Source organism: Nocardioides sp. 503 (assembly GCF_004522095.1).
GTDB lineage: Bacteria > Actinomycetota > Actinomycetes > Propionibacteriales > Nocardioidaceae > Nocardioides.
On the sequence record NZ_SPUI01000004.1, the window covers coordinates 223,784 to 245,951 of the forward strand.

A 22,168-nucleotide genomic window follows, 5' to 3' on the forward strand; every position below is an offset into this window, starting at 1 on the left:
GGCTGCCCACGACCGGACGGGCTCGTCCGGACCCTTCGGGAGGCGACGTGAGCGGGTCGGGCAACGGGGCGGCCGCGGGTGCGGCCGACGCGGTCGCGCTGACCGTGCTCGGTCCCTCCGGCGCGCTCGACCTCCTGGTGCCGGCCGGTGCCTCGGCCCACGACGTGGCCCTCGAGTACGCCGCCCAGGCCGGCGTCAGCGCCCCGCCGACGATCCACACGCGGGTGGGCGACCCGCTCGCCCCCGACGCCACCCTCGAGAGCGCCGGCATCGGCGCCGGCTCCCTCGTGGTCGCCCTGGCGGAGTCCGCCGCCCGCCCCACCGTGACCGGCCGCCGCCGCCGGGCGACGACAGGACCGGCGCCACGCCAGAGCCCGCCGGGCGCGCTCTCGGTGCTGTGGTTCTGCGTCAGCACGGCCGCCGCGCTGCTCGCCGGCTGGTTCGCCTCGCAGCAGGAGCCCTCCGAACAGCGCACCGCCACCGTCGTCCTGCTCGGCGTCGCCGCCGCGATCGGGGTGCTGCCGGTCGGTCGCTACGCCGCGCACCGGATCCTCGCCGCGCCCGCCTTCGCCGCGGCGGCGGCGTTCGTGGTGGCGTGGGACCCCGCACCCGAGCGGCTGCCCACGATCGTCGGTGTCGCCGCCCTCACCGGCGCGGTCACCGCCGCGGTGGCGCGCGCCCTCGACCGCCACTCCGAGGAGGCGTTGCGGGTCTGGGTGTCCGTGGGCATCGGCGTCTTCGTGGTGACCTGCGGCGCCGCGCTCCTCGACCTCCGGCCCCAGGTGGCGTGGGCCGTGCTGCTGGTCGCGGCCATGCTCGCCGCGCGGTTCGTGCCGATGCTGGCGATCGACGTGCCGGACCAGTTCCTGATCGACCTGGAGCGGCTGGCCGTCACGGCCTGGTCGGCGCGCGACCGACCCACCGGACGCCGTGGCCGGATCGTCGTACCCCCGCGTGCGGTGGAGGTCGTGGCCGTGCGCGGCACCCGCATCGTCACCGCGTCGTCGGCCGCGATCCTCGCGGTCACCGTGGTGTCGGCGCCCCTGCTGCTGGCCACCGCCACCCAGCGCCCCGACGCCCTCGGCGCGCGCTGCCTCGTGGGCTTCGCCGGCTGCTCCCTGCTGTTCGTCGCGCGCACCTACCGTCACGTCGCGGCCCGAGCGCTGCTGCGCGTGGCGGGCCTGGTGTGCGGGCTCGCGCTGCTGGTCCTCCTCTTCGACGTCCTGCAGACCGACACGCTGCTGGTGGTGGGGATCCTGGCCGTCGTGGTCGCCGCCCTGCTGCTGCTGGTCTCCGTGGCTCTCGGCAGGGGGTGGCGCTCGGCCTGGTGGTCGCGCCGGGGCGAGGTCGCCGAGTCGGTCTGCGGGTCCTTCGCCGTGGGCTCGCTCGTCGTCGCCGTGGGGCTCTTCCGGCAGCTGTGGGAATTGACAGGCTGAGGTTTAGGGGTCCTGCCTCCGGGTAGACACCTGCTTGTCCGGATCGCACGCCGAGAAGGACCACGAACCACCTGGCACCACTGCCACACGAAGAGAACCCACGATGCGCGGCGACATGCCGCCACACATGAAGGAGCAGGCGACATGTCGGAAAACTCCAACGAGTTCGGCCAAGGCGAAGGTGTACTCACCCGCGCCGCTGGAATGGTGGCGGACGCTCGCACCGACTTCAACAACATCAGCCGTCAGCTGACGGACCAGATCTCCTCGGTCCAGGGCCGCTGGGGCGGCCAGGGCGCCACGGCGTTCTTCGCCCTGCAGCAGGCGTGGACCGAGAAGCAGCAGACGATCGTCGACGCGCTCAACGAGTTCGAGAACTCCCTCGGCGTCACCGAGCGGGACAACGTCAACACCGACGAGTCCCAGGGCACGAACTTCGCCAACCTGACCCACAAGCTCGGCTGACCGCCGCACTCAGACCAAGGAGAACGATGATGAGCATGGATGGAATCAAGGTCAACCACGGCGCGGTCGACCAGGCCGCCGCCGACATGTACCAGAAGGTCAAGGACATCGACGACCGGATGAACCGTCTGGAGTCCGAGCTCGAGCCGCTGCGCAGCCAGTGGGTCGGTCAGGCCCAGTCGCAGTACACCGTCTCGAAGGCCAAGTGGGACAACGCGATCCAGGAGATGCGCGACCTCCTCGACAAGAGCAGCCAGACGGTCTACCAGTCCAACGCCGAGTACCAGGCCGCCGACAAGCGCGGCGCGGCGCAGTTCGAGATCTGATCTCACTGCCCGATGGACACGACGGCGAGGGGGCCGGCACCGCGAGGTGTCGGCCCCCTCGCCGATGCGGCCATCAGCCCTGTCCCGGGTCGGGACACCGCGACACGAGCGCCGGTGGACCGATGACGACGACGCCGCCCCCGGTGTGATCGACTGACGCCCGGCAGGGCGCGGACGGGCCGGTAGCATCCGGCTCGCTCGTGAAGGCCGGCCGCGGCCGGACCCACCTGCCGGCTCGCACAGTGACCGCTGCGAACACCTGAGGGAGAGACGATGACCCAGGCCCCGACCACATCCTCGGGACTGGTGCGGGTGACGGTGACGTCGGGCACGCGCCGGGTGGACCTCGTGCTGCCGGGCGCGGTGCCGGTGGCCGAGCTCGTCCCCGAGCTCGCCCGGAGCGTCGGCCTCCTCGACTCCAGCACCGTCTACGGCGGCTACCGCCTGGTCACCTCGGAGGGGCGTCGTCTCGCCCCCGACTCGGGGCTCACCCTGCAGGGGGTCGAGGACGGCGGGACGCTCACCGTCACGGCCGGCATCGACGAGGACCCGCCGCGCGTCTACGACGACGTGGTCGAGGCCATGACGGACGTCGTCGAGCGTGACCTCAAGCCGTGGCAGCCGGCGTCCGGGCGGCGGGCCGCGCTCACCGCGGCCGCGCTCCTGATGACCCTGGGCGCCGTGGCGCTGCTGATCCAGGACGGCCAGCAGCTCGCCGCCGTGGCCGCCGCGACGGTGGCGTTCGCGCTGGTCGCCGCGGCGATCGTGCTGTCGCGCGCCGAGCGCGAGGCCGAGGCAGCGGTCGCAGTGGCCTGGATGGCCGCCGGGTACGCCGCCGTGGCGGGGCTGATGCTCGCGCCCGACGGTCCGCTCTTCGACTACCCCGTCGCCTGCGCCGGCGCCGGCGCGCTGCTCGCCGGGGTGGTCTGCCTCGTGGGCCTCGGCGAGGGCCGCACGCTGGTGCTCCCGCCGGTCGTGGTCGGCGCGGTCTTCCTGGCCGTCGGCCTGCTGCTGCACGCCACCGACCTCCGGGCGGCGGCGGTGCTGACGGTCGTGCTCACCGTGGTCGTCATGATCGGCAGCGTGTTCCCCTGGCTGGCGCTCGGCGTCACCGGCACCTCGGTCGACCAGCTCTACTCCGACGCCGACATCACCGCCGACCCCGCCGACGTCGACCCCTCCCAGGTCGGGGCGGACGCTCGCGTCGCGCACGAGATCCTGGTCTCCATCTCCGGCACGGTCGGCCTGCTCCTGCTCGCGATCGCACCGCTCGCGGTCTCGCTCGGGCTCTTCGGGACGCTGCTGGCCGTCGACGCCTGCCTCATCGTCATGCTCCGCACCCGCCAGTACCGCACCGGCTCGGAGGTCCTGGTGGGCCTCGGCTCCGGCGTGGTCGGGCTGGTCTCGACGGCGGTGTCCCTGCTGGTGCAGTTCCCGCAGTGGCACCCGATCACGGCGGTGGTGCTCGCCGCGTCCGGTGGGGTGCTCCTCGCGTCCACGCTGCTGCCCGGCTCGCCGTCGGTCCGCCGGGGCCGCCTGGGCGACGTCCTCGAGAGCGTCGCGCTGCTCACCCTGCTGCCCCTGCTCGTCCTGGCCATCGGCGTCTTCGACGTGGCCCAGTCCGTCACCTCCCCGGGCTAGACGATGGCCACCAAGAAGGACCTCGTCGAGGCCTACTCGTTCAGCCGTCGCCGGCTCGTCACCGCGTTCGTCTCGGGCGCTCCCGGCGGCCGCGAGGTGGAGCCCACCAAGCCCGGCCGCACCCTGGTCGGGGGGCTGGCCCTCGCCGTCCTGCTGATGGCCGGCGCGGCCATCGCCGGGGTGCTCAAGCCCAACACCGACGTCCAGTGGGACGAGCCGGGGCTGATCCTGTCCAAGGAGAAGGGTGCGGCCTACGTCATCCTCGAGCCCGACGAGGACGGCAACGACCAGGTGCGTCCGGTCATCAACGTCACCTCGGCCCAGCTGATCCTGGGCGCGGACGTGAAGCCGAAGGTCGTGCCGCAGGAGAAGATCGACACCAAGATCCCCGGCGCCGACATCGGCATCCTGGGTGCGCCCGCCACCGTGCCCGACACCGACTACCTGGTGGAGAGTGGCTGGACCGCCTGCACGGGCGACGGGTTCGGGGTCAAGCTCGACGTCCGCGAGGACCCCGACGCCGACCCCGCCCAGGGTGCCGGGGCGGTCGTGGAGGCCGCCGACGGCTCCTTCTACGTCATCGGCCAGTCGGCGGCGGAGGGTGAGGAGACCGGCGCCTACCGCTACGCCCTCCCGAAGACCCCTGGCGTGGACAACGTCCTGAGAGAGCTGAAGCTGCCCTTCGTGGACGAGGCGCCCCAGGTGCCCACCGACTGGCTCGACCTGTTCCCCTCCGGCGGGGACCTGGCCTTCGACAGCTTCGGCCTCAAGGGCTTCGGCACGCCGTCGAAGGTCGCCGGCAAGGGCGGCCTGCCCGCCGACGCCAAGGTCGGGGACTACTTCGAGATCGAGGGCGTCCTCACGGTGGTCACGGCCACCAGCCTCGCCGAGTTCAGCCCGTTCGCCCGTGCCGTCTACCTCAACATCAAGACGCCTCGGCAGCCGCGCAACCTCGGGCTCACCGAGCCCCCCGACGTGCGGCGCCAGAAGCCCCCCTACTCCGCCGCGCGCTGGCCGGAGCTGCTGGTCACCGACACCCCCGCCGAGCCCTGCGCCCAGCTGGTGCCCGAGCGCGGCGAGAAGCCGCGGGTGCTGCTCGCCGGCTCGCCCGGGAAGGATGCCAGCGCCGCCGAGGTGGACCCCGCCCAGCACGACGTGTCGGTCCAGGAGGGCCGCGGCGCCTACGTCCTGTCCGGCGGCTGGGACTCCCCGGATGTCGGCGAGCCGTTCCTCGTCGACTCCAAGGGCTCCAGCTACGCGCTGCTCGGCACCGACGCCGTCACGAACCTCGGTTTCGAGACGTACGACGCGCCGGTGGTGCCGCGCAGCTGGATGCAGCTCTTCGACCCCGGGGCGGCGCTGTCGGTCAACGCCGCGCTGTGCCCGCCGGTCCGCCCCGGCGACACCGGGCCGCAGGACGACGACCCGGCTGCCGAGTCGGCCGAGGAGGGCCGCTCGTGCGAGTGACCGTCCCGCTGCGGGGCGCCGTCGTCGCCGGGCTGGCGCTCGGCTCGCTCGTGGTGGGCGCGGGCGCGCCGGCGTACGCCGCCGACGTGAGCTGCGAGGACGTCACGCTGCAGCAGACTCCCGCCGTCACCACGACGGCGCTCAGCGCTCCCGCGCGGCTGATGCAGGTCGCCGAGGCCCAGCGCATCGCGGCGCGCTCCGGCACCGAGCCGGGCGCGGGAGTCACGGTGGCGGTGCTCGACTCGGGCGTGGCCCAGTCCGACCGGCTCGAGCCGGTGCTCCAGGGAGTCTCGTCGGGCAAGAGCACCGAGCTGCTCGACCCCCAGGGCACGGCCGTGGCCGGGCTGATCGCGGGCCGCGGCAAGCCCGACCAGCCCATCGGCATCGCCCCGGGGGCCAGGATCATGGACGTGCGCGTCTACGACCGCAACCAGGCCAACGACCCCGCGGCCGAGCTGGAGCCCAGCATGGACCGGCTGCTGGCCGGTCTCCGTCAGGTCGCCGCCCTGCCACGGGGCGCCGTCGGCGTGGTCAACGTGTCGCTGACGCTCACCCTGCCCGAGGAGCTGCGCGACGACCTGCGCGACGTGCTCGCCGACCTGGCAGCCAAGGACGTGGTGGTCGTGGCCGCCACCGGCGACCGCCCCGAGGAGGGCCAGCCGCTCTACGCCGACTTCGGCTACGCCGAGCGCGAGGGCGAGGACGCCGGCAAGCCGCCGCCGGGCGAGGACGCCCGCGGGGGGACGTGGCCCGCCTCGGCTTCCAACGTCGTCGCCGTCAACGCCACCGCGACCTCCCTGGTCGAGGACGAGGTGGTGCCCGGCGACGCTGCGAACGAGGTGCTCCGCAGCTCCGCGACGGACGTCGCCGCGCCCACGCGCGACGCGGTCTCGCTCGGGATGGACGGCGCCAGCACCTGCCTGGTCAGCGACGTGTCGACGGTCTACGCCGCCGCCGAGGTCTCGGGGGTCGTGGCGCTGCTGCGCTCGACGTTCGACGAGTCCGCCCCGCAGATCGTGGCCCGTCTCACGAGCTCGGCCACCGGGTCGCCCACCTCCTCCAACGTCCTCACCGGGCACGGCGTGGTGCAGCCCGTGGAGGCGCTGACGCTGGCGAGCACACCGGGCAGGAAGGGTCAGCTGTCCCGCACGACGATCGTGGACGAGGGCAACGAGCGGGCGCAGGTGCCGCGGGAGAAGGTCGACGTGCTCGCCAGCACCAAGCGCAACGCCGTGTGGTGGGGGCTGCTCGCCGGCGGCGGTCTCGTCGTGGCGATGCTGCTGCGCCCGGTCCTCGCGCGCCGGCGCGACTGAGCGGCTCGTGGGCGGGAGCCGGCTGGGCCGTCGTCGCTAGGGTCGGGAGGTGACCAGCACCGACGCCGAGGACTTCCTCGCGGTCAGCGAGGAGCTCGAGGGCTTCCTGATGCTCTACCGGTTCGGGCTGGAGGAGATGCTGACCAAGGTCAACATCCTCAAGCAGGAGCTGACGCACACAGCCAGCTACGACTGCCCGATCGAGCACGTGACGTTCCGCCTGAAGCGCACGACCGCCCTGGCCGAGAAGGCCCGGCGCCTGGGCTGCACCACCCTCGACGACGTGCGCGAGCTGGTCTCCGACATCGCCGGCATCCGGGTGGTCTGCAGCTTCGTCAGCGACGCCTACACCGTGCTCGAGATGCTGAAGCGGCAGCCGGACGTGACCGTGGTCGAGATCAAGGACTACATCGCCGAGCCGAAGCCGAGCGGCTACAAGAGCCTGCACCTCATCGTGGAGATCCCGGTCTTCCTCTCCGACCGCACCGAGGCCGTGCGGGTCGAGATCCAGATCCGCACCGTCGCCATGGACTTCTGGGCCAGCCTGGAGCACAAGATCCACTACAAGTACCAGCGCGCGGTGCCCGAGCGGCTGCGCGAGGAGCTCGCCGGCGTCGCTGCCGCCACCGACCGGCTCGACCACCAGATGGAGCAGCTGCACCGCGACTCGCGACGCCCTGGCGCCTGAGGCGACGCGCTCAGCGTGGGGCCACGAGGACGCCTCGCCGGGTCACCCGACGAAGCGGTGCCGGGGTGGCGGGCCGCCGGCCTCCGCCTCGGTCTGGGCCCGGAGCAGCGAGCGGGCCATGGCCCAGATCACCGCCTGCGAGCGGCTGCTGACCCCGATCTTCCCGTACGCCGTCCGGATGTAGGTCTTCACGGAGTTGATCGACAGGACGAGGGTCTCGGCGATCTCCTGGTTGGAGTACCCGTGGCCGATCATGGCGATGATCTCGCTCTCCCGTCCGCTCAGGTGCGGGCTGCGCCGGTCGGCCGCGAGGTCGGCGGAGCGATCGAACGGGCTCGGTCGGAGGAGAGGGGATCGGGACATCGGAGACCTTCGTCGAGCCCTAGAGGGTGTTCCTGAGGTGGCTCCACCAGCCTCCTCCTGCCGCAGGACGGCGGACAGGGCAGAACCTATGCAACTTCGCGCACGTCCTGCATGAGTCTCGTCGTTCGGCCCACGCACGGCCGGCTCCCGTCGAGGACGGGAGCCGGCGGTGTGCTGCGAGTGGCGGAGGATAGGGGATTCGAACCCCTGAGGGCTTTCACACCCAACCCGCTTTCCAAGCGAGCGCCATAGGCCACTAGGCGAATCCTCCGCCGGAGACCCTACCGGGGCCGTGCCGGGCGGTGAAATCCGCTCCCCCCGGGTCCCGGTTCGCCGCCGTCGGTGGATCACCTAGACTCTGGGGCAACCCCCCGTGTGGCGGTATCTCGCTCAACTCCCCCAGGGCCGGAAGGCAGCAAGGGTCGGCGGGCTCTGCCGGGTGCACGGGGGGCCTTTTCACGTCACGCCCCCGCGCCTGAGCATGCGAAGGCGCGGATCCGGGCGCGACCCGTCTCGAGACCCAGTCGGTGACCGGAACGAGCCCGCACCGACCGCCGCACCCGCTGTGCAGCCGCCCGCTACCAGCTGTCGGACGCGGTGGTTAGGGTCTGTACGTGGAGTCACCCCTGGCGCTGTACCGCCGCTACCGCCCCGAGACCTTCCAGGAGGTCATCGGGCAGGAGCACGTGACCGAGCCGTTGCGGGCGGCGCTGGCCAACAACCGGGTCAACCACGCCTACCTCTTCTCCGGCCCGCGCGGCTGCGGCAAGACCACCTCGGCGCGCATCCTCGCCCGCGCGCTCAACTGCGAGCTCGCCCCCGTCGCCGACCCGTGCGGCGAGTGCGACAGCTGCGTCGACCTGGCGCGCGGCGGCCCGGGCTCGATCGACGTCATCGAGATCGACGCCGCCTCCCACGGTGGCGTGGACGACGCGCGCGACCTGCGCGAGAAGGCGTTCTTCGCGCCGGTGCGCAGCCGCTACAAGGTCTACATCATCGACGAGGCCCACATGGTGACGACGCAGGGCTTCAACGCCCTGCTCAAGCTGGTGGAGGAGCCGCCTCCGCACCTGCGCTTCATCTTCGCGACCACCGAGCCCGACAAGGTCATCCCGACCATCCGCTCGCGCACCCACCACTACCCGTTCCGGCTGATCCCGCCGCGCCTGCTGTCGTCCTACCTCACCGAGCTCTGCGCCCAGGAGGGCGTCAGCATCGAGGCGGCCGCCCTGCCCCTCGTGGTGCGCGCCGGCGCCGGGTCGGCGCGCGACACCCTGTCGGTCCTCGACCAGCTGCTCGGTGGCGCCGGGGCCGAGGGTGTCACCTACGCGCTGGCCAGCGGGCTGCTGGGCTACACCCCCGACACCCTCCTCGACGAGGTGGTCGACGCCTTCGCGGCCGGCGACGGCTCGGCGGTCTTCGGGGTCGTCGACAAGGTGATCGAGACCGGGCAGGACCCGCGCCGCTTCACCGAGGACCTGCTGCGCCGCCTGCGCGACCTGGTCATCGTCTCCGCGGTCCCCGACGCGCCCGCGAGCGGGCTGATCGACGTCTCCGAGGACCAGGGCGAGCGCCTGGTGTCCCAGGCGGCGCGCTTCGGCGCCGCCGAGCTCACCCGCGCGGCCGACCTGGTCGCGACCGGCCTGACCGAGATGCGCGGCGCCACCGCCCCGCGGCTGCTCCTGGAGCTCATCTGCGCCCGCGTGCTGCTGCCGGGCGCCGACCACTCCACCGACGGCGTCCTGGCCCGTCTCGACCGGCTCGAGCGCCGCGCCGCCATCAGCGGCACCCCGTCGCCCGAGCCCGCCGCGCCTCCGGTGCCCGCGCAGGACCGGCCGGCCCAGGCGCGCCCCGCGCCCCGCGAGCCGGAGCCCGTCCCGACCCCCGCTCCCGCCGTCACGCCCCCGCCCGCCCGCGAGCCGGTCTCGGCCACCCCGCCCGCGCCCACGGCCCCGCCCGTCCAGGTCGTCCCGGAGCAGCCCGCCGCCGACCCCGTCCCGGAGCCCGCAGCCGCCCCGGCGGCCGAGCCCGCGGCGCCTGAGGCACCCGCGGCGACGGCCGGGTCCAGCACGCTCTCGCTCGTCGACGTACGCCGGCTGTGGCCCGACATCGTCGAGGCCACCAAGCAGCGGCGCCGCGTCACCTGGATCCACCTCACCCAGCACGCCCAGGTCGTGGCGGTCGACGCCAGGACGCTCACCCTCGGGTTCTCCAACGGCGGGGCCCGCGAGTCCTTCGACAACGGCGGCAGCTCCGAGATCGTCCGGCAGGCGGCCATCGACGTCGTGGGCGCCGACTGGAAGGTCGAGACGATCGTCGACCCGGGCGCGTCCGCCGACGTGCCGCCGCCGGCCGCGGCGCCCACGCCCGAGCCCGCGCCCCCGCGACCCGCCCCGCCCGTCGCCCGCGACGAGGTCGAGGCCCCTCCCGCCTGGCTCAGCGACGACGACGGCGGCGACCCGCCCCGCGAGCCCGAGCGTCCCGGGCCCGAGTCGGTCAACGCCGCCCGCGAGGCCATCTTGACCACCCGGCCCGCCGGCGCCGACCGCAGCCAGGCCCCGGGCCTCGCCGAGGCCGACGCCGACGCGCACCCCGACGACCTGGACGCCGACTCCGACGAGCTCGGGGGCGCCGACCTGCTGGCGCGCGAGCTCGGCGCCCAGGTGATCGAGGAGATCCCCCACTCATGACCCTCCGCCGCCCGCACGACCACCGCCCCACCGACCACGAGGTGACCTCACGATGACGACCGAGAACCCGTTCGACGCCCTGGGGGGCGGCGGCTTCGACATGAACGCCCTCCTCCAGCAGGCCCAGCAGATGCAGGAGCAGCTCCAGTCCGCCCAGGAGCGGCTGGCCGACACCGTCGTGGACGGCACCGTCGCCGGCGGGGCCGTGACGGTCAAGGTCAGCGGCGTCGGCGAGCTCGTCGGCGTCGAGATCAAGGCCGGCGGCTTCGACGGCAGCGACGCCGACGACCTGAGCGACCTCTCCGACATGATCGTGGCCGCCTACCGCGACGCCAAGGCGCAGGTCGACGCGCTGGCCGCCGAGGCGCTGGGACCGCTCGCCGGGGGTGGCGGCCTGCCCGGCATGCCGTCCTCGGGCCAGCTCGGGTTCTGAGCGACCTTGTACGAAGGTGTCGTCCAGGACCTGATCGACGAGCTCGGCAGGCTGCCGGGCGTCGGTCCCAAGAGCGCGCAACGCATCGCCTTCCACCTGCTCCAGGCCGAGCCGGTCGACGTACGCCGTCTGGCCGACGTGCTGATGGAGGTCAAGGCGAAGGTCCGCTTCTGCTCGGTGTGCTTCAACGTCTCCGAGGACGAGCAGTGCCGCATCTGCCGCGACCCGCGCCGTGAGCCCGCGGTGCTGTGCGTGGTCGAGGAGTACAAGGACGTCGTGGCGATCGAGCGCACCCGCGAGTTCCGCGGGCGCTACCACGTGCTGGGTGGCGCGATCTCGCCGATCGACGGCATCGGTCCCGACCAGCTCCGCATCAAGGAGCTGATGCCCCGGCTCAACGACGGGGTGGTCACCGAGGTCATCCTCGCCACCGACCCCAACCTCGAGGGCGAGGCCACCGCGACGTATCTCACCCGCCTGCTCAGCCCCATGGGCTTGCAAGTCACGCGCCTGGCGAGTGGACTTCCGGTGGGCGGCGACCTCGAGTACGCCGACGAGGTCACCTTGGGACGAGCTTTCGTAGGAAGACGGGCAGCCGAATGAGTGAGAAGACCATCGACCACGCGACGGAGGACTTCGCCCAGTCGATCGCCGACAGCGTCGAGAGCTTCCTGATCGCCCTGCGCGCCATCAGCCGGGAGGCCACCTCCGGGCAGGCCATCTCGCTGCTGCTCCTGGAGATCAGCCAGGTGCTGCTCGCCGGCGCCCGGCTGGGCGCCCAGCAGGACTTCACGCCCACGGCCGACTACCAGCCCGACGTGGGCCCGGAGGCCGATCTCGACGAGATGCGGCTGCGCCTTGCCGAGCTGCTCGGCAACGTCGACACCTACAGCTTCGTCTTCGACCCCTACGTCCCCGACGTGGTCGAGAGCCAGCTCTCCGACGACCTGACCCAGATCGCGAGCGACCTCGAGAACGGCCTGCGCCACTACCGCCTCGGCGACGTCGCCGAGGCGCTGTGGTGGTGGCAGTTCTCCTACGTCGCCTCCTGGGGCAACCTCGCGGGCGCCGCGCTCAACGCGCTGCTGTCCGTGGTCTCCCACGACCGCCTCGACGTCGACAACGACGAGGAGATCGAGCAGATCGTGGCCGCCGAGGCGGTCTTGGACGGCGACCCGGTCTGACCTGCGCACTCGGTAGGATCGGGGTAGTCCTTCCCCGATCCCAGGAGTGAGCCCGGTGGGCATTGTCGTGCAGAAGTACGGCGGTTCGTCTCTGGCCGACGCCGGCCGCATCAAGGAGGTCGCGCGCCGCATCGTCGAGTCCAAGAAGGCCGGCCACGACGTCGTGGTGGCCGTCTCTGCGATGGGCGACACGACCGACAACCTGCTCGAGCTCGCGGAGGGCGTCAGCCCGCTGCCGCCGGCACGCGAGCTGGACATGCTGCTCACCGCCGGCGAGCGGATCTCGATGGCGCTGGTCGCCATGGCGATCTCCGACCTGGGGTTCACCGCGCGCTCGTTCACGGGCTCCCAGGCCGGCGTCATCACCGACTCCGCCCACGGCCGGGCCAAGATCATCGACGTCACGCCGGGGCGGATCTCCGCGGCCATCGCCGAGGGCCACATCGTGATCGTCGCCGGCTTCCAGGGCGTCAGCCAGGACACCAAGGAGATCACCACCCTCGGACGCGGCGGCACCGACACCACGGCCGTCGCGCTGGCCGCCGCGCTCGGTGCGGCGTACTGCGAGATCTACACCGACGTCGACGGTGTGTTCACCGCCGACCCCCGCATCGTGCCCACGGCGCGGCGCCTCGAGCGGCTCTCCTACGAGGAGATGCTCGAGATGGCGGCCTCGGGCGCCAAGATCCTGCACCTGCGGTGCGTCGAGTACGCCCGCCGCTACGACATGCCGGTCCACGTCCGGTCCTCCTTCTCGCACAAGGAGGGGACGTGGATCACCCCCAGCCAACCAGGAGAAGTCCCCATGGAGCAGGCGATCATCGCGGGCGTGGCCCACGACCGCAGCGAAGCCAAGATCACCGTCGTCGGCGTTCCGGACAAGGTGGGCGAGGCGGCCCGGATCTTCGAGGCGCTCTCGGCGACCGAGGTCAACATCGACATGGTCGTCCAGAACGTCTCCGCCGCGTCGACCGGCCTCACGGACATCTCGTTCACGCTGCCGCGCGCCGACGGCCAGCAGGCGATGAGCGCCCTGGCCCGCATCCAGGACGAGGTCGGCTACGAGCAGCTGCTCTACGACGACCGGATCGGCAAGGTCTCCCTGATCGGGGCCGGCATGCGCTCGCACCCCGGCATCACCGCGAAGTTCTTCGCCGCCCTCGCCTCGGCCGGCGTCAACATCGAGATGATCTCCACCTCGGAGATCCGGATCTCCGTGATCGTCCAGGAGGCCCAGGTCGACGAGGCCGTGCGCGCCACGCACACGGCGTTCGAGCTGGACGCCGCCGAGGTCGAGGCGGTCGTCTACGGCGGGACGGGGAGGTAGTCATGGGTGTCCGCATCGGCATCGTCGGGGCGACCGGCCAGGTCGGCGTCGCCATGCGCCAGATCCTCGAGCAGCGCGGGTTCCCCGCCGACGAGGTCCGCTTCTTCGCCTCCGCGCGCTCGGCCGGCACGGTGCTGCCGTTCGCCGGTCGCGAGATCACCGTCGAGGACGCCGCGACGGCCGACCCGAGCGGTCTCGACATCGCGCTCTTCTCCGCGGGCGCGACGACCTCCCGCGCGCTGGCCCCGGCCTTCGCGGCCGCCGGCGTGACCGTGGTCGACAACTCCTCGGCGTTCCGCATGGACCCCGACGTCCCGCTCGTGGTCTCCGAGGTCAACCCGCAGGACATCGAGCACGCCCGCAAGGGGATCATCGCCAACCCCAACTGCACGACGATGGCCGCGATGCCCGTGCTGAAGCCGCTGCACGACGAGGCCGGGCTGGTGCGGCTGATCGCGTCGACCTACCAGGCCGTCTCCGGTTCCGGCGTCGCCGGCGTCGAGGAGCTGGCCGGTCAGGTCGCCGCAGCCGGCGACAAGGCGCGCGAGCTCGCCTACGACGGGGAGGCCGTCGCCTTCCCCGACCCGGTGAAGTACGCGCGCACGATCGCCTACAACGTGCTGCCGCTGGCCGGATCCATCGTCGACGACGGGCTCAACGAGACCGACGAGGAGCAGAAGCTCCGCAACGAGTCGCGCAAGATCCTCGGCCTGCCCGACCTGCTGGTCTCCGGCATCTGCGTGCGGGTGCCGGTCTTCACCGGTCACTCGCTGGCGATCAACGCGGAGTTCGCCTCGGCCATGACGCCGGAGCGCGCGCGCGAGATCCTCGCCTCGGCGCCGGGCGTCGAGCTCTCCGACGTACCGAACCCCCTGCAGGCCGCCGGCAAGGACCCGTCCTACGTCGGCCGGCTGCGCCGGGACCCGGGCGTGCCGGACGACCGCGGCCTCGCGCTGTTCGTCTCCAACGACAACCTGCGCAAGGGCGCGGCCCTCAACACGGTGCAGATCGCGGAGCTACTCGCGCGCCGCTGACTGCCGCTCGTCCTTCGCCGCGCGCTCCTCGACAGGAGCGGCGGGCTCCTTCGCGGGTTCGATGAAGGTCGTCGTGACCCAGTAGGAGAGCAGGTGGGTCAGCACGCTCACGAGCGGGATGACGACGACCATCGACCAGTGGTCGAGGACGTCGATGAGGAACAGCAGCGCCACGACCGCGGTCATGCCGGTGGCGAGGAAGCTGGTGCTCGTGGCGTCGGGCACGGCGAAGCGGCCCATCAGGACCGAGCCCACCAGGATGGCCGCGACGAAGATGAGGGCCAGCAGCGGGAAGCCCGCGCGGCCGCACGAGGTCGTGCCCTGCACGGCCTCGCAGCCTCGGAGCGCGAGGTAGGTGCCGCCCACGAGCACCAGCCCGACCAGCACGCCCGTCACGGCCGCGGCGACGCGGCCCGGCAGCGGCTCGCGGGGCGGACGCGGTGCCTTCGGCTCCTTGACCGGCTTCTCTGCCTTGACGGGCTTGGCGGTCTTGACCGGCTCGGCCTCCGTCGCCTGCCTCGAGGCCTTCGCCGCGACGGGGGCGGCCGGGACGTCGGCCGGGGAGGCGTCGGGCTCGACCTCGTCCGCGAACAGCGGCGGAGCCGGCTCCTCCTCCGCGAGCGTCACGGGGTCGGCGGCGACCGGCTCCGGCGCGACGACCTGGGTGGGCTGCTCGTCCGCGACCGGCTCGACGGGCTCCACGACCTCGGTCGGCTCGTCGGCCTCGATCACCTGCGTCGTCTCGGCATCGACGGCGACCGGCTCCGGCTCCGGCGTGGGCTCGGGCTCGGGCTCCGAGACGGGCTCGGGCTCCGAGACGGGCTCGGGCTCCACCTCGGGCTCGGTCGCGGCTTCGGGCTCCGGGGCCGCCTCGGCCTCCGGCTCAGGGGCGGGCTCCGGCTCGGCAGGGGGCTCCGGCTCCGGCGGCGGCGCCGCCGGCGTCGCGTCCTCGGGAGCGGCGCCCTTGCGGCCCTTCTTGCGGCCGAACAGGCGGGGCGGCTCGAGCCGCGCCGACGCGTCCTGCTGGTCCTCGTCTGACATGCGGGCAGTCTGCCACGGCGACGTCTCCACGGCCCGGAACGACGAGAACCCCGGACCGCAGGGTCCGGGGTTCTCGGGTTCCACTGGTCGGGCTGACAGGATTTGAACCTGCGGCCTCCTCGTCCCGAACGAGGCGCGCTACCAAGCTGCGCCACAGCCCGATCATGGGCTCGTTCCCCGTGAAGGGAGGTGAGCCCACAAGCACGGGAGCATACCCGAGCGCCGAGCGCCCCTCGCAATCGGTGGGGGTCCCGGGGACGGTGCTGCGTCAGGTCCGGGGGACCAGGGTGAGCAGGCTCGCCTCCGGGCGGCAGGCGACCCGGATCCGGGCGTAGGGGCTGGTGCCGAGACCGGCGCAGACGTGGAGCCACGCGGAGCCCGGGTCGCCCGGTCGGGAGTCGGCGGGGTGGCGGTGCAGGCCCCTGGCTCGGGCCGGCTCGAGGTCGCAGTTGGTGGTGAGCGCCCGGCCGCCCGGCAGGCACACCTGGCCGCCGTGGGTGTGCCCGGCCAGGACGGCGTCGTAGCCGTCGGCGGCGTACTGGTCCAGCACCCGGAGGTACGGCGCATGGGCGACGCCGAGCCGCATGTCGGCGGTGGGGTCGGCCGGCCCGGCGACCAGATCGAGCCGGTCGTAGCCGAGGTGCGGGTCGTCCACGCCGGCGAAGGCGAGCGTCGTCTCCCCGACGGTGACGGTGTCCTTGCGGTTCGTCAGGTCGCGCCAGCCCGCGCCGGTCAGTGTCTGGCTCAGCAACGGCCACGGCAGCTGCGGCACGTGGACGTGGCGCTTGCCGGTGTCGGGCAGCAGGTAGCGCAGCGGGTTGCGGAAGGTCGGCTCGTAGTAGTCGTTGGAGCCGTGCACGAACACTCCGGGCACGTCGAGCAGCGGTCCGAGCGCGTCGGTGACCACCGGCACGGAGTCGCGGTGCGCCAGGTTGTCGCCGGTGTCGACCACCAGGTCAGGCTCCAGCGCGGCGAGCCCGCGGAGCCACTCCTGCTTGCGGGTCTGGGCGGGCGTCATGTGGATGTCGCTGAGGTGCAGGACCTTCAGGGGTCGCTGTCCGCGGGGCAGGACCGGCAGCTCGTAGCGGCGCAGCGTGTAGGCCCGCGCCTCCCAGGCGGCGTACGCCGTCAGCCCGGCGCCGGCGAGGGTCCCGGCTCCCAGCAGGTGCGGGAGAATCCGGAGGCTGGGCATCCGCCCAGGCTGCCACAATGGTCCTCATGAGTGCTCTCAAGGACCGTCTGCGTGCCGACCTCACCACCGCCATCAAGGGTCGTGACGAGGTGCGCTCCTCGACCCTGCGCATGGTGCTGACCGCCATCACCAACGCCGAGGTGGCCGGCAAGGAGGCCCGCGAGCTCTCCGACGACGACGTCATCGGCGTGCTGTCGAGCGAGGCCAAGAAGCGCCGGGAGGCCGCGACCGCCTTCGCCGACGGCGGCCGCGCCGAGATGGCGGCCAAGGAGAAGGCCGAGGCGGCCGTGATCGCCGACTACCTGCCCGAGGTCCTCACCGCCGAGGAGATCTCGTCCCTCGTCACCGCGGCGATCGAGCAGACCGGCGCCGCCGGCGAGGGCATGCGGGCCATGGGCAAGGTCATGGGCATCGTCACCCCCCAGGTCAAGGGCCGCGCCGACGGCGGTGCCGTCGCCGCGGAGGTACGCCGCCAGCTCGGCTGACGCCGCACCGGCCCGCCCACGGGGCCAGCGATCGGGTCAGCGACCGCCGCGGCCCCCGCGTCCGCCCTTGGGCCGCTTGCCGGTGGAGGTGTAGATGACGACCGTGTCGCCGCTGGCGAGCTCGACGCCGGCCTCGGGGTCGGTGTAGGCCACGGTGCCCTTGGGGTAGTCGGAGGCCTTGGCGCCGGCGACGTTGACCGTGAAGCCGAGGTTCTCCAGCTCGTTGCGGGCGTCGTCGACGCTCATCCCGCCGACGTCGGGGATCCCGGTCAGGACCCCGCGGATGTCGGAGCTGCTCGGCTTCTCGAAGTCCTCGTCGTCGAGCCACTGCTCGATGACCTTCATCGCGTCGCCCCACATGGGGCCGGCCAGCGTGGAGCCGGCGGCGGAGGCGACGTAGGACGGGCCGACGGTCTGCCCGTTGAGGGTGATCTTGGTGCCCTCCTTGTTGGCGCCGGCGATCATCGAGGCGGTGGCGAGGTTGGGGGTGTAGCCCACGAACCACACCGCCTTGTTGTCCTGGATGGTGCCGGTCTTGCCGGCGGCCGGCTGCGCGGTCTGGATGTTGGCGCTGTAGCCGAAGCCACCGGGCTCGAGCACGCCGCGCAGGACGTCGTTGACCGCGTCGGCCACGGGGCTCGGCATCACCTGGGTGCAGCGCGCGGGGTACTTCTTCAGCGCGTTGCCATTGGGGTCCATGATCGCGGTGACGGGGCGGGCGTCGCAGTGCAGCCCGCGGCCGGCGAACGTCGCGTAGGCCTCGGCCATCTCGAGCGGGCTGACGTCGGCCACGCCGAGCGTGAACGCCGGGATCATCTCGGTGTCGGGGTCGGTGAGCTGCACGCCCATCTTCTTGGCCAGCGTGAAGGGCTCGCAGATGCCGGTGCGCTGCTCGAGCTGGGCGAAGAACGTGTTCACCGACAGGCGCGTGCCCTGGTAGAGGTCGAAGTTGCCGGAGCTGGTGGAGTTCTGCGGCTTCCAGATCTCCGAGCTCGCGTAGCTCTCCCCGTCGCAGACCTCGAAGTCGCCCTGGTCGAGGAAGACCTGCTGGGGCGAGTTGATCCGCTCCGACAGCGGGATGTCCTGGTTGACCGCGGCCGCGAGGACGAACGCCTTGAAGGTCGAGCCGGCCTGGAAGCCGTTGGAGTCGCCGTACTGCGAGGGCACGACGAAGTTGAGGTAGGACTCGCCCTCCTTCTTCTTGCGGCCCATCGGTCGCGACTGGGCGATCGCCTTCACCTCGCCGGTGCGGGGCTCGACCATCGCGAGCGCGCCGATGGCGTCGTTCTCCTTGTAGACGTGGGAGCGCACGGACTCGTCGGCGGCGTCCTGGAAGCGGAGGTCGACCGTGGTGCGGATCGTGAGGCCGCCGGACTTGAGCAGGCGCTCGCGCTCCTCGGCGGTCTTGCCCAGCGAGCGGTCCTTCATCAGGTAGTTGAGGACGTAGTCGCAGAAGAACGGCGCGCGCGAGTAGACGCAGCCGTTGCGGGTCTTGCGCACCTCGAGCCGCAGCCCGCGCTCCTTGGTGCGGTCGGCCTTCTCCTGCGGGATCACGTTGAGCTGGGCCATCCGGTCCAGCACGATGTCGCGCCGCTGCTTGGTGCGGTCGGGGGAGTTGGTCGGGTCGAACTTGGTGGGGTTCTGGACCAGGCCCGCGAGGACGGCCGACTGGTTGAGGTTGAGGTTGCGCGCGTTGACGTTGAAGTAGTGGCGCGCCGCCGCCTGGATGCCGTGGGCGCCGTCGCCGAAGTAGGCGGTGTTGAGGTAGCGCTCCAGGATCCAGTCCTTGGTGTGGCTCTCCTCCATCGCGATGGCGTAGCGCAGCTCGCGCAGCTTGCGGGCGTAGGTCTGGTCGATCGCCGCGGCCTGCTCCTCGGGGGTGTCCGCCTGGCTGAGGAGGGTCAGCTTGACCAGCTGCTGGGTGATCGAGGAGCCACCCTGGACCACGCCGCTGGAGGCCGAGTTGGTCAGCAGCGCGCGCAGCGTGCCCTTGAGGTCGAGCGCCCCGTGCTCGTAGAAGCGGTAGTCCTCGATGGCGACGATCGCCTGGACCATCGTGCGCGAGACCTGGTCGAGCGAGACGTTGACGCGGTTCTCGTCGAAGATCGTGGCGATGGTCTCGCCCTTGCGGTCCAGGATGCGCGTCTTCTGCGGCAGGTCGTCGGCCTCGAGCTCGGTCGGCAGCTTGTCCATGCTGTCGGCGACGTTCTCCGTGGCGACGCCCAGGACGGCGGCGAAGGGGATGGCGAGGCCGGCGACGACGACGCCGAGGACGGCGGAGACCGCCACCATCACTCCGAGGTGGGACAGCACCTTGGAGGAGGAGAGACGCTCAGAGCGGGGGCGAGGCATGGCCCCTAGGGTACGGGAGCGGCGGGAGCGGGCGATTTCCTCGCGGCCGCACCCCCAGGGCCATGCTGAGGAGCATGGACTAGTCATTTGTGACTATAAGAGGTGGGCCGACTAGGCCTTACGGTGCGACCCGAACGTCCTTTACTTTGAGCGCAATGGGATCGGGCCGGTGAGGCGTCATGGGGACGCACCACCACCCGAGGATGTGGGGACATCGATCATGTGGGTAGAGGACTGGGCGCCGCGCGCCGCTTGCAGGACCACGGCACCGGACCAGCTGTTCGTCCGTGGCGCCGAGCAGAACAAGGCCAAGCAGCTGTGCTCGGGGTGCCCGGTGCGCACCGAGTGCCTCGCGGAGGCGCTGGACAACCAGATCGAGTGGGGCGTCTGGGGAGGCATGACCGAGCGCGAGCGCCGGGCCCTGCTGCGCCGTCGTCCCGCCGCCTCGTGGCGCACGGTCCTCGAGACCGCCCGCGCCGACATCGCGCAGCCGGTCCCGGTCTGACCCGACGCCGCGCCTGAGCCGACCCGCGAGGGGCGGCTCAGCCCTGGCGTACGGCGAGCAGCTCGCCGACGCGCCGCAGGCCGTCGAGGTCGTGGACGTCGCCGGCGAGCGCCGGGACGACCGCGGTCGCGACCTGCGGGTGCGCGGCGTCGAAGCGCCGCCGCAGGCGGGCCTCCCGCTCCACGAGGCGGGTCTGGTCGGCGTGCAGGCGCAGCATGCCCGCCGTCGACGAGTGCGGGTCCTCGCGCCGCAGGCGCTCGGCCGCCGCCATCGCCTCGTCGGCCGACACGGTGCCTGCCGGCACCGGGCTGGCGCGGTTGACGATGAGCCCGGCCAGCGGCATCCGGTCCTCGCTGAGCCGCTCGACGAAGTAGGCCGCCTCGCGCAGGGCGTCGGGCTCCGGCGCGGCGACGACCAGGAAGGCGGTGCCCTCGGCCTGGAGCAGGGCGTAGGTCTTCTGCGCGCGCTGGCGGAAGCCGCCGAAGACGGTGTCCAGCGCCGCCACGAACGTCTGCAGGTCGCGCAGCACCTGCGCGCCGAGGATTCGGGTCATGGCGTTGGTGATGATGCCCAGACCCGCGGTCATCAGGCGCGCCGGTCCGCGCGCCGGCGCGAGCATCAGCCGGATGAACCGGCCGTCCAGGAAGCTCGACAGCCGCTCGGGGGCGTCGAGGAAGTCCAGCGCCGAGCGCGAGGGCGGGGTGTCGACGACGATCAGGTCGTAGGTGCCGTCGGCGACCGACGTGCCGTGGATCTGCCCGAGCTTCTCCATCGCCATGTACTCCTGCGTGCCCGCGAACGAGCTGGAGAGGGCGATGTAGAAGGGGTTCTGCAGGATCTGCGCCGCCTTGTCGGGGCTCGCCTGGCTCTCGACCACCTCGTCGAAGGTGCGCTTCATGTCCAGCATCATCGCGTCGAGCCGGCCGCCGTCCGCCGTGTCGATGTCGGCGACGGGGCGCGGGGTGTTGTCGAGCTCGGCGATGCCCATCGACTGCGCCAGGCGACGCGCGGGGTCGATCGTCAGCACGACCACCTTGCGACCCCGCTCGGCCGCACGCAGGGCGAGCGCCGCCGACGTCGTGGTCTTGCCGACGCCGCCGGAGCCGCAGCACACGATGATCCCCGTGGCGGGGTCGTCGAGAAGGGCGTCGACGTCGAGGGCCGGGGCGCGGGTGCCGCGCGGGCCGACGCGGGTGCGGCTCTTGGTCATGAGCTCATCCCCTGCGCCCGCAGGCTCGCGGCCAGCTCGTAGAGCGCGCCGAGGTCGACGCCCTGGGCCAGCCGGGGCAGCTCGTAGGTCGGGACGCCGAGCCCACCGACCAGCACGCGCTGGGAGTCCTCGAGCGCGCGGCGCTCCGCGTGGTCGCGGGCCTCGGCGAGCAGGCCGTCGACCAGGCCGGTGTCGGCCTCGATCCCGGCGGCCTCGAGGTCGGAGGCCACGCGGGCGCGGTCGAGGGTGCCGGCCCGGGCGACGGCGAGGTCCTCGGCCGAGAGGTCCTGGGGTCGCACGAGGTTGACGACCACCCCGCCCACCGGGAGGTCCGCCTCGCGCAGCTGGGCGATGCCGTCGGCGGTCTCCTGCACGGGCATCTCCTCCAGGACCGTCACCAGGTGCACCGCGGTCCGCGGCGAGCGGAACAGCGTCATCATCGTGTCGGACTGCGACTTGATCGGTCCGACCTTCGCCAGGCCGGCGAGCTCGTTGCTGACGTTGAGGAACTGCACGATGCGACCGGTGGGTGGGCCGTCGAGCACGACGGCGTCGTACTGGATGGCGCCCTTGTTGCGGCTGTTGCGCTGGACCGCCTCGAAGACCTTGCCGGTCAGCAGGACGTCGCGCACGCCCGGAGCGATCGTGGTGGCGAACTCGATGACGCCGAAGCGGTCCAGGGCGCGGCCGGCGCGACCGAGCTTGTAGTAGAGGGAGAGGTACTCCAGCAGCGCGGCCTCAGGGTCGATGTGCAGCGCGTGCACGACACCCGGCTCGCCGTCGGCGCCCGGCAGCCCGGTGGTGAGGCGCCGCTCCTCGGGGGGCAGCGGGTCGACGTCGAACATCCGAGCGATGCCCTGGCGGCCCTCGACCTCGCAGAGCAGGACGTTCTTGCCGCTGTCGGCGAGCGCCAGGGCGAGCGCCGCGGCGACCGTGGACTTGCCCGTGCCGCCCTTGCCGGTCACGACGTGCAGTCGCACCTTCGGCCAGTCGCTCACACCTCAGAGCCTAGTGAG

The 22,168-nt window shown here is 72.5% G+C and carries 21 protein-coding genes, 2 tRNA genes and 1 other RNA gene; 16 read left to right on the plus strand and 8 right to left on the minus strand.

All coding sequences use genetic code 11. The features are described from left to right. The first annotated feature begins 47 nt into the window (after positions 1-47). From E4622_RS14860 to E4622_RS14890, 7 genes are all read left to right on the plus strand, one after another. A complete protein-coding gene (locus tag E4622_RS14860) occupies positions 48-1,436 on the plus strand; it encodes a hypothetical protein (protein WP_134741005.1) in 1,389 nt (462 codons plus the stop codon). Positions 1,437-1,580: 144 nt separating this feature from the next. Next, positions 1,581-1,901 (plus strand): WXG100 family type VII secretion target, encoded by a 321-nt coding sequence (locus E4622_RS14865; RefSeq protein ID WP_134741006.1) that lies wholly within the window; start codon positions 1,581-1,583, stop codon positions 1,899-1,901. Between the two features lie 29 nt (positions 1,902-1,930). Next, positions 1,931-2,227, plus strand: coding sequence for a WXG100 family type VII secretion target (locus E4622_RS14870; RefSeq protein ID WP_167736102.1), 297 nt, complete (start codon positions 1,931-1,933; stop codon positions 2,225-2,227). Positions 2,228-2,500: 273 nt separating this feature from the next. Continuing rightward, positions 2,501-3,868: a type VII secretion integral membrane protein EccD gene (eccD, locus tag E4622_RS14875; protein ID WP_134741008.1), complete on the plus strand. Its 1,368-nt coding sequence runs from the start codon at positions 2,501-2,503 to the stop codon at positions 3,866-3,868. 3 nt (positions 3,869-3,871) lie between these two features. Continuing rightward, positions 3,872-5,335 (plus strand): type VII secretion protein EccB, encoded by a 1,464-nt coding sequence (locus E4622_RS14880; RefSeq protein WP_134741009.1) that lies wholly within the window; start codon positions 3,872-3,874, stop codon positions 5,333-5,335. Further along, positions 5,326-6,648 (plus strand): S8 family serine peptidase, encoded by a 1,323-nt coding sequence (locus E4622_RS14885; protein WP_134741010.1) that lies wholly within the window; start codon positions 5,326-5,328, stop codon positions 6,646-6,648. The genes E4622_RS14880 and E4622_RS14885 overlap by 10 nt, the downstream gene beginning before the upstream one ends. Before the next feature lie 49 nt (positions 6,649-6,697). Continuing rightward, positions 6,698-7,336 carry a GTP pyrophosphokinase family protein gene (locus E4622_RS14890; RefSeq protein WP_245156047.1) on the plus strand — a complete coding sequence of 213 codons (639 nt, stop codon included), beginning with the start codon at positions 6,698-6,700 and terminating at the stop codon, positions 7,334-7,336. A gap of 42 nt (positions 7,337-7,378) precedes the next feature. On the opposite strand, the gene E4622_RS14895 is transcribed toward E4622_RS14890, so the two are convergent. Together E4622_RS14895 and E4622_RS14900 are read right to left on the minus strand one after the other, a co-directional pair. Continuing rightward, positions 7,379-7,699 (minus strand): helix-turn-helix transcriptional regulator, encoded by a 321-nt coding sequence (locus E4622_RS14895; RefSeq protein ID WP_134741011.1) that lies wholly within the window; start codon positions 7,697-7,699, stop codon positions 7,379-7,381. A gap of 181 nt (positions 7,700-7,880) precedes the next feature. Then, positions 7,881-7,970: transfer RNA gene (locus E4622_RS14900), tRNA-Ser, on the minus strand. Positions 7,971-8,064: 94 nt separating this feature from the next. Here E4622_RS14900 and ffs point away from each other — a divergent pair. From ffs to E4622_RS14935, 7 genes are all read left to right on the plus strand, one after another. After that, positions 8,065-8,155: signal recognition particle sRNA small type (ffs, locus tag E4622_RS14905), an RNA gene on the plus strand. A 158-nt stretch (positions 8,156-8,313) separates the two neighbouring features. Further along, a complete protein-coding gene (locus E4622_RS14910) occupies positions 8,314-10,389 on the plus strand; it encodes a DNA polymerase III subunit gamma and tau (protein ID WP_134741012.1) in 2,076 nt (691 codons plus the stop codon). A 52-nt stretch (positions 10,390-10,441) separates the two neighbouring features. Continuing rightward, positions 10,442-10,822, plus strand: a complete 381-nt coding sequence (locus E4622_RS14915; protein ID WP_134741013.1) for a YbaB/EbfC family nucleoid-associated protein — start codon at positions 10,442-10,444, stop codon at positions 10,820-10,822. 6 nt (positions 10,823-10,828) lie between these two features. Then, the gene (recR, locus tag E4622_RS14920) at positions 10,829-11,425 is read left to right on the plus strand and encodes a recombination mediator RecR (RefSeq protein WP_134741014.1); all 597 of its coding nucleotides are present in this window, start codon (positions 10,829-10,831) and stop codon (positions 11,423-11,425) included. Continuing rightward, a complete protein-coding gene (locus E4622_RS14925; RefSeq protein WP_134741015.1) occupies positions 11,422-12,006 on the plus strand; it encodes a DUF5063 domain-containing protein in 585 nt (194 codons plus the stop codon). The genes recR and E4622_RS14925 overlap by 4 nt, the downstream gene beginning before the upstream one ends. A gap of 55 nt (positions 12,007-12,061) precedes the next feature. Further along, entirely contained in the window at positions 12,062-13,333 is a 1,272-nt protein-coding gene (locus E4622_RS14930) for an aspartate kinase (protein WP_134741016.1), read from the plus strand. Between the two features lie 2 nt (positions 13,334-13,335). Then, positions 13,336-14,367 (plus strand): aspartate-semialdehyde dehydrogenase, encoded by a 1,032-nt coding sequence (locus E4622_RS14935; protein ID WP_134741017.1) that lies wholly within the window; start codon positions 13,336-13,338, stop codon positions 14,365-14,367. Here the strand turns inward: E4622_RS14935 and E4622_RS14940 are convergent. The 3 genes from E4622_RS14940 to E4622_RS14950 form a co-directional block, all read right to left on the minus strand. Then, positions 14,350-15,408: a hypothetical protein gene (locus E4622_RS14940; RefSeq protein ID WP_134741018.1), complete on the minus strand. Its 1,059-nt coding sequence runs from the start codon at positions 15,406-15,408 to the stop codon at positions 14,350-14,352. The two genes, E4622_RS14935 and E4622_RS14940, sit on opposite strands and share 18 nt — an antisense overlap. A gap of 84 nt (positions 15,409-15,492) precedes the next feature. Then, a tRNA-Pro gene (locus E4622_RS14945) sits at positions 15,493-15,569 on the minus strand. A gap of 107 nt (positions 15,570-15,676) precedes the next feature. Continuing rightward, on the minus strand, positions 15,677-16,600 hold the full coding sequence (locus E4622_RS14950; RefSeq protein ID WP_134741019.1) for a metallophosphoesterase: 924 nt from the start codon (positions 16,598-16,600) through the stop codon (positions 15,677-15,679). Positions 16,601-16,626: 26 nt separating this feature from the next. On the opposite strand from E4622_RS14950, the gene E4622_RS14955 reads away from it, so the two are divergent. Next, entirely contained in the window at positions 16,627-17,085 is a 459-nt protein-coding gene (locus E4622_RS14955) for a GatB/YqeY domain-containing protein (RefSeq protein ID WP_134741020.1), read from the plus strand. A 36-nt stretch (positions 17,086-17,121) separates the two neighbouring features. Here E4622_RS14955 and E4622_RS14960 read toward each other — a convergent pair whose 3' ends face one another. Further along, entirely contained in the window at positions 17,122-19,437 is a 2,316-nt protein-coding gene (locus E4622_RS14960; RefSeq protein ID WP_134741021.1) for a transglycosylase domain-containing protein, read from the minus strand. Between the two features lie 220 nt (positions 19,438-19,657). Here E4622_RS14960 and E4622_RS14965 point away from each other — a divergent pair, with 220 nt between their 5' ends. Further along, positions 19,658-19,942: a WhiB family transcriptional regulator gene (locus E4622_RS14965; RefSeq protein WP_134741022.1), complete on the plus strand. Its 285-nt coding sequence runs from the start codon at positions 19,658-19,660 to the stop codon at positions 19,940-19,942. A 37-nt stretch (positions 19,943-19,979) separates the two neighbouring features. Here the strand turns inward: E4622_RS14965 and E4622_RS14970 are convergent, their stop codons facing one another. Together E4622_RS14970 and E4622_RS14975 are read right to left on the minus strand one after the other, a co-directional pair. Next, the gene (locus E4622_RS14970; RefSeq protein ID WP_134741023.1) at positions 19,980-21,152 is read right to left on the minus strand and encodes an ArsA-related P-loop ATPase; all 1,173 of its coding nucleotides are present in this window, start codon (positions 21,150-21,152) and stop codon (positions 19,980-19,982) included. Then, complete coding sequence (locus E4622_RS14975; protein ID WP_134741024.1) at positions 21,149-22,150, minus strand: ArsA-related P-loop ATPase; 1,002 nt, start codon at positions 22,148-22,150, stop codon at positions 21,149-21,151. The genes E4622_RS14970 and E4622_RS14975 overlap by 4 nt, the downstream gene beginning before the upstream one ends. Positions 22,151-22,168: the final 18 nt, after the last annotated feature.

Bases quoted from the DNA above. Each gene is read 5' to 3' on its own strand.
- E4622_RS14865 (WP_134741006.1), top strand. From the start codon at position 1,581: ATGTCGGAAAACTCCAACGAGTTCGGCCAAGGCGAAGGTGTACTCACC.
- E4622_RS14870 (WP_167736102.1), top strand. From the start codon at position 1,931: ATGAGCATGGATGGAATCAAGGTCAACCACGGCGCGGTCGACCAGGCC.
- eccD (WP_134741008.1), top strand. From the start codon at position 2,501: ATGACCCAGGCCCCGACCACATCCTCGGGACTGGTGCGGGTGACGGTG.
- E4622_RS14880 (WP_134741009.1), top strand. From the start codon at position 3,872: ATGGCCACCAAGAAGGACCTCGTCGAGGCCTACTCGTTCAGCCGTCGC.
- E4622_RS14895 (WP_134741011.1), bottom strand. From the start codon at position 7,699: ATGTCCCGATCCCCTCTCCTCCGACCGAGCCCGTTCGATCGCTCCGCC.
- E4622_RS14915 (WP_134741013.1), top strand. From the start codon at position 10,442: ATGACGACCGAGAACCCGTTCGACGCCCTGGGGGGCGGCGGCTTCGAC.
- E4622_RS14925 (WP_134741015.1), top strand. From the start codon at position 11,422: ATGAGTGAGAAGACCATCGACCACGCGACGGAGGACTTCGCCCAGTCG.
- E4622_RS14935 (WP_134741017.1), top strand. From the start codon at position 13,336: ATGGGTGTCCGCATCGGCATCGTCGGGGCGACCGGCCAGGTCGGCGTC.
- E4622_RS14940 (WP_134741018.1), bottom strand. From the start codon at position 15,408: ATGTCAGACGAGGACCAGCAGGACGCGTCGGCGCGGCTCGAGCCGCCC.
- E4622_RS14950 (WP_134741019.1), bottom strand. From the start codon at position 16,600: ATGCCCAGCCTCCGGATTCTCCCGCACCTGCTGGGAGCCGGGACCCTC.
- E4622_RS14955 (WP_134741020.1), top strand. From the start codon at position 16,627: ATGAGTGCTCTCAAGGACCGTCTGCGTGCCGACCTCACCACCGCCATC.
- E4622_RS14960 (WP_134741021.1), bottom strand. From the start codon at position 19,437: ATGCCTCGCCCCCGCTCTGAGCGTCTCTCCTCCTCCAAGGTGCTGTCC.
- E4622_RS14965 (WP_134741022.1), top strand. From the start codon at position 19,658: ATGTGGGTAGAGGACTGGGCGCCGCGCGCCGCTTGCAGGACCACGGCA.
- E4622_RS14970 (WP_134741023.1), bottom strand. From the start codon at position 21,152: ATGACCAAGAGCCGCACCCGCGTCGGCCCGCGCGGCACCCGCGCCCCG.